Genomic DNA, 7,883 nt, shown 5'->3' on the forward strand with positions numbered 1-7,883 from the left:
TGTCTCCATTTGAATGAAAACAAAATCATACGTTTCGGGAAAGCTTAATTGAATGTGGGGTTTATGACGCGCTTACTCTGCAACGGATAATCGGCGTGGCTAATGAGGCAGAAGGTAGGGACGTTGGTCGGTACAGCCTTTACAGACCACGGAATAAAAGCGTATAAAAGTAGGACCAGCCCGATGAGGTTATCAGGCCGGTGGCAGGTGAGGACAGGTGCGAGTTGCCTAGGCGCCCGGTGGGCAGGCCAAGCTCTCACTGATCAATTCGATCAGCTTATCCTCAAGGGCAAAGCGGATTTCTATCAGCTCGCCGGTGGTTGACAGGTCGGTGTCGAAGCCTGGCAGTTCGTCACTTTCATCCATGTCGGTATATTTATCACTGAAGTTCAGCAAAGGATCCGTAGTCTGGGTGATTTGTGCGTATAGCTGAGAAATCTCTTCGGTGGGTGAATACCCTGTCGAATTCCAACGAGCCATGACCATATCGTAGATTTTGAAGTGTCCTTCGGAGATATAATCGACCAGTTGCTGGCTGAAAAGTTGGAGCTGGGAAGCGGTAGGAAGCTGGCGGTTATTACTCTCGAACGGTGGGAGTCCGGCTAGCTTGCAGTAATCGATTAGCAGCTGTTGCCTAGACATCAGCCATTGATCGATGACGTCACTCGTGCCACCCCATTGTTTTTGTACTTGCTCGAATTTACTTAACATGACCATGCCCTCATGATCTACAGTACCGAGACAGGGTACTGGAAACAATACCTGTAAATCTCTTAAAAAAGAGAACCTTGAATTACGGATCCTTTTCCGTATTAACTTTAGATTGCCAGTAAAAACGATACCCTGCAAGGATGGATGTGACGTTGATGTTAAAAAAACAAGAAAAAGGCTATTGGTGCATAGTCAAAAATCGCCAGCTCTACCTAGAAGATCAACAACTTCCCCTCAAAGAGTCGAGTGAAGTAGGGTTTGATCTTGAAAGCGTCGTAGAAGTTGGCCGATACCAAGGCATTCCCGTTTACTGGCTAGAAGCGCCAGAACAGGCAGATGAATCGAGGTTCGGTAGCTTACGGGCCTTATTGGCCATTGATAGTGAATTATTTTATTTAGCCAGCCGTGCTATCCAACTATCGCATATGCTGCACTCTCAGCGTTTTTGCCCGCAGTGTGGTACTGAGTGCCAATTCATTAAAGCAGAGCTTGCTATGGTCTGTCAGGGCTGTCACAGCCACCATTACCCAAGGCTATCGCCTTGTGTCATCGTCGCAGTCAGAAAAAAAGATAAAATCTTGTTGGCGCAGCATCCGAGGCATAAAACCGGGATGTATACCGTGATTGCCGGTTTTGTTGAGGCTGGTGAGACGCTAGAGCAGTGTGTGGCAAGAGAAGTGTTGGAAGAAACCGGTATAAATGTGACTAATATCCGTTATTTCGGCAGTCAGCCCTGGGCGTTTCCGTCTAATCTGATGATGGGGTTTCTGGCCGATCACCAAAGCGGGAAACTGAAGCCTGATTACGCTGAGTTGAGCGATGCAATCTGGGCAACAAAAAACGAACTGCCGGACTTGGCCCCGCCGGGTACGATTGCCAGATCGCTGATAGACGAGACATTGATATTGATGGCCAAGAGCCGCCAAAATTAGAATAAAAAAACCCTCCGTGAGGAGGGGTAAGGTGCAGTTATTTTGCCTTCTACGAGCAAAGTCATTGTTATTATTGCTAGCGCGCAGATTTTGTACCACGAGAGCCACAGAGTCGCAAATCTGGTGACCAGATTGTTACTATAAACTTGATCTGGTTAACAAACGGCCTCTTTTGTTGACAGCCGGGAGTGGTACAATGCCCGCATAATAAAACCATGGAGTCCCAAATGAGCGAACTAAAGAATGACCGCTACCTTCGCGCTTTATTGAAGCAGCCAGTCGATTGCACCCCAGTATGGATGATGCGTCAGGCTGGGCGCTATCTACCAGAATATCGTGCAACTCGAAGCGTAGCTGGTGACTTCATGTCGCTATGTAAAAATGCTGAGCTTGCTAGTGAGGTAACACTACAGCCTCTGCGCCGCTTCCCGCTTGATGCAGCGATCTTGTTCTCTGATATTCTGACGATCCCTGATGCGATGGGCTTGGGACTTTACTTTGAAGCGGGTGAAGGGCCGAAATTTGAACGCCCAATTACTTGCAAAGCCGATGTCGACAAAATCGGCCTGCCGGACCCGGAAGGTGAGCTGCAGTACGTTATGAATGCGGTACGCCAGATTCGCAAAGATCTGCAAGGTGAAGTTCCGCTAATCGGTTTTTCTGGTAGTCCATGGACATTGGCGACCTACATGGTTGAAGGCGGCAGCTCAAAAGCGTTTACTAAGATCAAAAAGATGATGTACGCCGAGCCGCAAACACTGCATCTGTTGCTGGATAAGCTGGCAGACAGTGTGATTGAGTACCTGAACGCGCAGATCAAAGCGGGTGCCCAGTCGGTCATGGTATTCGATACATGGGGTGGCGTACTGACACCACGTGATTACAACGAGTTCTCACTGCGCTACATGCACAAAATTGTCGATGGTTTGATCCGTGAAAACGAAGGTCGCCGTGTGCCGGTTACCCTGTTTACTAAAAACGGTGGTATGTGGCTTGAGCAAATCGCAGCAACAGGCTGTGATGCGGTCGGTCTGGATTGGACCATCAATATTGCCGATGCCAAAAAGCGTATTGGTGACAAAGTCGCCCTGCAAGGCAATATGGACCCATCCATGCTATACGCTCAGCCAGAGCGTATCCGTCAGGAAGTCGCGACTATCTTGGAAGGATTTGGTGATGGCGGTACTGGCCATGTATTCAATCTCGGCCACGGTATCCATCTAGATGTGCCGCCAGAAAATGCCGGTGTGTTTGTTGAAGCGGTGCATGAACTGTCAACGCCGTATCACAAGTAATACGACAACACTTTACTGCTGCTTCTCATAGTTACATCGAAAGTTTGTAAGACCCATACAGTTAGCTGTATGGGTTTTTTTATTGGGTCCTAAAATCTCGTCTTTTGCTTCGCGAGGTGCCGGTGGACGTAGTCACGGATATACGGTACCACTTCTTCTTCAAACCACGGGTTCTTCTTCAACCATAGAGTGTTCCTCGGTGAGGGGTGAGGCATCGGGATGAATTCAGGTGCCCAGTTACGCCACGTTTTTACTGTTTCGGTGAGCGTCTTCGGCTTGCCCTTTAGGTAGCGTTGCTGGGCGTATTGACCGACCAGCAGGGTCATTCCGATATTGGGTAGCAACGGCCATACCTGCGGGTGCCACTGTGGCGCACATTCGGGGCGGGGCGGTAGATCGCCCGACTTGCCACGGCCGGGGTAGCACAGCCCCATCGGCATGATGGCGATGTGCTCTGGGTTGTAAAAGGTATCACGATCAAGTTCCAACCAACGCCGGAGGCGATCACCACTCGGATCGTTCCATGGGATCCCGGTTTCATGGACCTTGGTACCCGGCGCTTGGCCGATAATCATCAAACGGGCACTGCTGGCAGCCTGGATCACAGGTCGTGGCCCTAGCGGGAGATGATCCTGGCAGATCCTGCATCGGTTGATCTGATCTAGCAAGTTATCAAGATGTTTCTGGTCTGGTTTTGGACTCATACTGGCTACCTGATCCCGTTAATGGATTTAATACCCCCGCTGAAAATCTATGGTATAGCGCAGTGGCTGCTGCGTGAGCCAAAGCTGAGCATTGTTGCGAAAGATAGCCATGACCTGATGAGGAAAGCTTTCTGCGGCAACATGCGGGGTGACGGTGATCTTCGGGTGCAGCCAGAAAGGGTGGTTATTTGGCAGTGGCTCTTGCTTGAATACATCGAGGAAAGCGTGCCCGATGGCACCGGCTTCAATCGCTTTGAGCAAGCCTTGCTCACAAATGGCATTACCTCGGCCGACATTGAAGAGTAGGGCTTGGCGGCAGTAGCCTAAGCTATCGACATTGAGCAAATTATCGGTGCTCGCTGTGGCAGGTAAGGTTGAGACTAATACATCAGCCTGCGTGAGTGCGTCGTGTAGCTTGGCTAACGGAAAAACAGCGTCGAAAGCTTGCTCTTCGGCCTGACTGGATCGGTTGACCCCGATGGTGTGGAATCCCAGCGCCTTGGCCGATCGGGCGAGATGGCTACCGATACTACCGGTACCCAATATCACCATCGTTTTGCCGGCGACGGTGTGATAAGGGTGAGGTTGCCAGTGATTGGTGTGCTGTTGGGTTTGATAGGTGGTGAAATGGCGCTGGTGGGCGATAGTCAGGCCAAGTACGTATTCACTGATCAGCTGGCCGAAACAACCGCGTATATTGGTGAGGAGGTAGTCTTGGCGCAAATTCGGTTGTGTCAGGGCATCGATACCAGCAAAAGTTGATTGAATCCACTCAAGGGCTGGGAACTGCTTTAGCTGCGGGGCCACCTTCGGGGGATCGGCCAGCAAAATCGTTGCCTCGTCCGGTTGCTGGGTGAGAGTTATACCCGGCAGTGGTTGTTCGGCCAACATAGCTTCATAGGCTTGTTGTTGGCGGGAAACAATCATCAGTTTATGCATGTTAGCTCCTTTGTGGTAGCACAGTGTTATCCGCCGTCCATGTATTGCAGTAGCAGGGGGATACAAGTAAGATCCGGGTCAAATCACAAATGCGGATTATCCCATGCTAAAGAATCCAGTTCAGCTCCGTTTAGAAAAATTAGAACCATGGCAACACATTACCTTTATGGTGTCACTGTGTGAACGAATGTACCCAAACTATGCGTTCTTCTGTCAGCAAACGGAGTTCGCGGATGAGCAGAAATACCGTTCGATTCTGGACAGCATCTGGGAAATCTTGACAGTAAAAACAGCCAAGATTAACTTCGAAAAGCAGCTAGAGAAGCTTGAAGAGTTGGTACCAAACGCTGAAGACTTTGATCTGTATGCTGTAAGCCCTGCGATTGATGCCTGTGCCGCACTGGCTGATCTGCTTCATGCCATGCTAGATCGTGACTTGATGCTCGAAACACTGGCCAAGCTGAGTTCTCTGTCAGCAGAAACGGTTGCAGATCTTGAGTTTGCCCAGACGGGTATCGAAATCACTAACGAGAACCAAAAAGAAAACGAAGCGGTATGTGCCGAGTGGGACATGCAGTGGGCGATTTTCCGCGCCCTGAAAGAAGCAGAGCGCCGCGACATAGAATTGATCAAAGACCTACGCCAAGAGTTGCGTGACGAGCCGGTTAGCAATATCGGTATCGAGCTGTAAGTCAATCTAACTTGATGACGAAGGGCCCGCTAGGGCCTTTTTTGTGCCTGACGATCAAGTGGTTATTGGCGCACAATAATCAAGGACAGGGCGATCTTGCCGGGTGGGTGAGGCAATGAAATAAAAAAGGGGCCACCAGGCCCCTCTTACTGTCGACAGCGTGATTACTCGTCGTCTTTGCTTTCGATAACCCCGTGGGTTTTCTTCCATTTTTCCCAGCGCTGGTAGGCTAACTGCTGCATGTCGGTATTCTTGTCGGCTTCATCGACAATCTCTTCACCGACGAGGTGCTCGAAGATGTCTTCCATGGTCACCAAACCTTGGACGGTGCCATATTCATCCACAACCAAGACCAACTGGGAGCGCTCTTTCATCAGCTGCTCGAAGGCTTTTGGTACGCTGGAATTGTTCATGATGACCGGCAGCGGGCGCATCAGGGTTCCTAGCTCTTTCTGGCCTCGGCCAGCCTGACTTTCGGCAAACAGCTCAAGGCGGTGAACAAAGCCCAGGATGTTGTCTTTCTGCTCGCTATAGACCAGCGGGCGCGAGAACGGACTGTCTTTATGCTGAGACAGGAACTCGTTGATCGGTTGTTCAGCATCAATCCGGAATAACACCGGACGTGGTGTCATGATCTTGGTGACGCTGACATCGCGGAACTGGAGCAGGTTAGTCATGATTTTTGATTCGCCTTCAGCCAGTTCGCCGGATTCGCTCGCCAGCATTGCCATTGCCGATAGCTCGTCACGGAGTTTTGGTGCTTGGTGGCCGCGGGATAGACGTCGGGTGATTTGCTCTGAGACCCAAACAAACGGCGTCAGGGCCCAGACCATCCAGCGTAGGGTCGATGCCGAAGCAGGGGCTAGCTGGCGCCAGTAGGTTGCACCGATCGTTTTCGGAATGATTTCGGAGAATAGCAAAATACCAATTGTCAGTACGCCGGAGAAGACTCCCAGCCATTGGCTACCGAATACCACGGCTGCCTGAGCACCGGCCGTTGCCGCACCGATGGTGTGAGCAATGGTATTGAGGGTCAGGATCGAAGCCAGTGGGCGGTCGATATTGTCTTTTAGGGCCGCGAGGCGATCGGCCGCTGGGTGACCTTGCTGGCGCAGGGTACCAATATAACTCGGGGAGATGCTGAGGAGAACAGCTTCCAGTACTGAACAAATAAACGAAACACCAATCGCGATAGCGATGTAAATCGTAAGGAGTATCATGCTTACCTTAGTAACAATTAACGGGATAACGCCTATATTAATCGGTGTTGAAGCGAATAAATACAACTATTTCAGCTAGCATGTTGGTAACATTTTGTGAACTTGCGCTCAGTTTGTGGTTAAAGAGCCCGCACCTAACCATATGAAGGCTGACAAACCTTTGCCACATAGGCTTCTTTTGAATTAGAGTTGATGCGTCTTAAGAAAAAACCTTAGAAGGGAAACCTAATGAACAAGACCCAACTGATTGACCTGATCGCTGAAAAAGCAGATCTTTCTAAAGCTCAAGCTAAAGTTGCCCTAGAATCAACTCTAGACGGTATTACTGACGCGCTTAAAGAAGGTGACCAGGTTCAACTAATCGGCTTTGGTACTTTCAAAGTGAACCACCGTGCCGCGCGTACTGGCCGTAACCCACAAACGGGTCAGGAAATCCAGATCGCTGCAGCAAACGTACCTGCTTTCGTTGCAGGTAAAGCACTGAAAGACGCAGTGAAATAATCTATACTCCGCCAGGTATCTATCTGGCGGAGTTTTTCCATGAAGCGACTACTGACTTTTCTTACCCTCTCGCTATTAGCGGGATGTGCCTCCAATCCAACAGTCCCTGAAAATAATATTACGCCAGTGTTGACCCATACCGGTGGCCAGAGCCTCGGTGATAGCACGTCAATTTATTGGTTTACTTCACAGCAAAACCGCCCTGTTAGCCTTGCCGATCGGGTGATGTCCGGTGATTACGGTGAATACCGGACCGACTACCGCTGGCGGGATGGCAAACTTCGTGAAATCAAACGTGAAGGGACCCTGCTTGATGAACAGCAAATCAAACCTTTCTCCTTGCATGTTCGCTACGATACCTTGGGCAATGCGGTTTTCCAGCGTTACACCCTGGGCGATGAGCTGATCCCGTTGGGCGAAGTACAATTGCAGCAATTGGTCCAAGAAGCCGAACATGGCACGGATGTGGTCAAGCAGCAGCGCAAGGATGATCAATCCTTGGTACAAGGCCTCTGGCAGCAGGGGGTGTTCTACCGCTGCGGAGACGAGCGCCAGCTTAAAGTGAACTTCTCCCCTGAATTGCCTGATTATGCGCAGCAGCAGCTGCTGGAGCGCCAGCAATCCGGTTATATGGCAGTGATCGGCGAAGTTCGTCGCGGTACCCTGACCGCGAAGACTTTACTGATGCTGACTGAAAGCCAACCAGCTTGCCTGACAGCGCCTGTGCTGCTGACGAACTGATACCGCCAACCAAGCTGAGAGTATGCTGGTATGGTTGAGCGGCATAAATAAAAAAACGCGCCCTTGGGCGCGTCAGATTGATGACAAAGGCCTGGCTTTTAAGCTAGGCCTTTGATCTAATAGAGGTATCGAAATATGGATATCTCGAC

At 50.4% G+C, this 7,883-nt stretch carries 9 protein-coding genes; 5 read left to right on the forward strand and 4 right to left on the reverse strand.

The window, feature by feature from the left end:
* Positions 1-228 precede the first annotated feature (228 nt).
* Entirely contained in the window at positions 229-711 is a 483-nt protein-coding gene (gene rsd / locus ACVA53_RS24475) for a sigma D regulator (protein ID WP_446506571.1), read from the reverse strand.
* A 155-nt stretch (positions 712-866) separates the two neighbouring features.
* On the opposite strand from rsd, the gene nudC reads away from it, so the two are divergent.
* Together nudC and hemE are read left to right on the forward strand one after the other, a co-directional pair.
* Complete coding sequence (gene nudC / locus ACVA53_RS24480; protein WP_446506572.1) at positions 867-1,643, forward strand: NAD(+) diphosphatase; 777 nt, start codon at positions 867-869, stop codon at positions 1,641-1,643.
* Between the two features lie 227 nt (positions 1,644-1,870).
* Complete coding sequence (gene hemE, locus ACVA53_RS24485) at positions 1,871-2,938, forward strand: uroporphyrinogen decarboxylase (RefSeq protein WP_255044508.1); 1,068 nt, start codon at positions 1,871-1,873, stop codon at positions 2,936-2,938.
* An 89-nt stretch (positions 2,939-3,027) separates the two neighbouring features.
* On the opposite strand, the gene ACVA53_RS24490 is transcribed toward hemE, so the two are convergent.
* The gene (locus ACVA53_RS24490; protein ID WP_255044507.1) at positions 3,028-3,642 is read right to left on the reverse strand and encodes a uracil-DNA glycosylase family protein; all 615 of its coding nucleotides are present in this window, start codon (positions 3,640-3,642) and stop codon (positions 3,028-3,030) included.
* Positions 3,643-3,669: 27 nt separating this feature from the next.
* Positions 3,670-4,581: a D-2-hydroxyacid dehydrogenase gene (locus ACVA53_RS24495; protein WP_255044506.1), complete on the reverse strand. Its 912-nt coding sequence runs from the start codon at positions 4,579-4,581 to the stop codon at positions 3,670-3,672.
* Positions 4,582-4,684: 103 nt separating this feature from the next.
* Here ACVA53_RS24495 and ACVA53_RS24500 point away from each other — a divergent pair, with 103 nt between their 5' ends.
* Positions 4,685-5,272 (forward strand): YjaG family protein, encoded by a 588-nt coding sequence (locus ACVA53_RS24500; RefSeq protein WP_255044505.1) that lies wholly within the window; start codon positions 4,685-4,687, stop codon positions 5,270-5,272.
* Positions 5,273-5,436: 164 nt separating this feature from the next.
* Here the strand turns inward: ACVA53_RS24500 and ACVA53_RS24505 are convergent, their stop codons facing one another.
* Positions 5,437-6,492: a CNNM domain-containing protein gene (locus tag ACVA53_RS24505; protein ID WP_446506573.1), complete on the reverse strand. Its 1,056-nt coding sequence runs from the start codon at positions 6,490-6,492 to the stop codon at positions 5,437-5,439.
* Between the two features lie 228 nt (positions 6,493-6,720).
* Between ACVA53_RS24505 and hupA the strand changes: the two genes are divergently transcribed.
* Both hupA and ACVA53_RS24515 read left to right on the forward strand, forming a co-directional pair.
* Positions 6,721-6,993, forward strand: a complete 273-nt coding sequence (gene hupA / locus ACVA53_RS24510) for a nucleoid-associated protein HU-alpha (protein WP_036831349.1) — start codon at positions 6,721-6,723, stop codon at positions 6,991-6,993.
* A gap of 39 nt (positions 6,994-7,032) precedes the next feature.
* Entirely contained in the window at positions 7,033-7,734 is a 702-nt protein-coding gene (locus ACVA53_RS24515; protein WP_446506574.1) for a DUF1481 domain-containing protein, read from the forward strand.
* The last annotated feature ends 149 nt before the right edge of the window (positions 7,735-7,883 follow it).

The organism is Photobacterium sp. DNB23_23_1 (assembly GCF_052873815.1).

Bases quoted from the DNA above. Each gene is read 5' to 3' on its own strand.
- rsd (WP_446506571.1), bottom strand. From the start codon at position 711: ATGTTAAGTAAATTCGAGCAAGTACAAAAACAATGGGGTGGCACGAGT.
- nudC (WP_446506572.1), top strand. From the start codon at position 867: ATGTTAAAAAAACAAGAAAAAGGCTATTGGTGCATAGTCAAAAATCGC.
- hemE (WP_255044508.1), top strand. From the start codon at position 1,871: ATGAGCGAACTAAAGAATGACCGCTACCTTCGCGCTTTATTGAAGCAG.
- ACVA53_RS24490 (WP_255044507.1), bottom strand. From the start codon at position 3,642: ATGAGTCCAAAACCAGACCAGAAACATCTTGATAACTTGCTAGATCAG.
- ACVA53_RS24495 (WP_255044506.1), bottom strand. From the start codon at position 4,581: ATGCATAAACTGATGATTGTTTCCCGCCAACAACAAGCCTATGAAGCT.
- ACVA53_RS24500 (WP_255044505.1), top strand. From the start codon at position 4,685: ATGCTAAAGAATCCAGTTCAGCTCCGTTTAGAAAAATTAGAACCATGG.
- ACVA53_RS24505 (WP_446506573.1), bottom strand. From the start codon at position 6,492: ATGATACTCCTTACGATTTACATCGCTATCGCGATTGGTGTTTCGTTT.
- hupA (WP_036831349.1), top strand. From the start codon at position 6,721: ATGAACAAGACCCAACTGATTGACCTGATCGCTGAAAAAGCAGATCTT.
- ACVA53_RS24515 (WP_446506574.1), top strand. From the start codon at position 7,033: ATGAAGCGACTACTGACTTTTCTTACCCTCTCGCTATTAGCGGGATGT.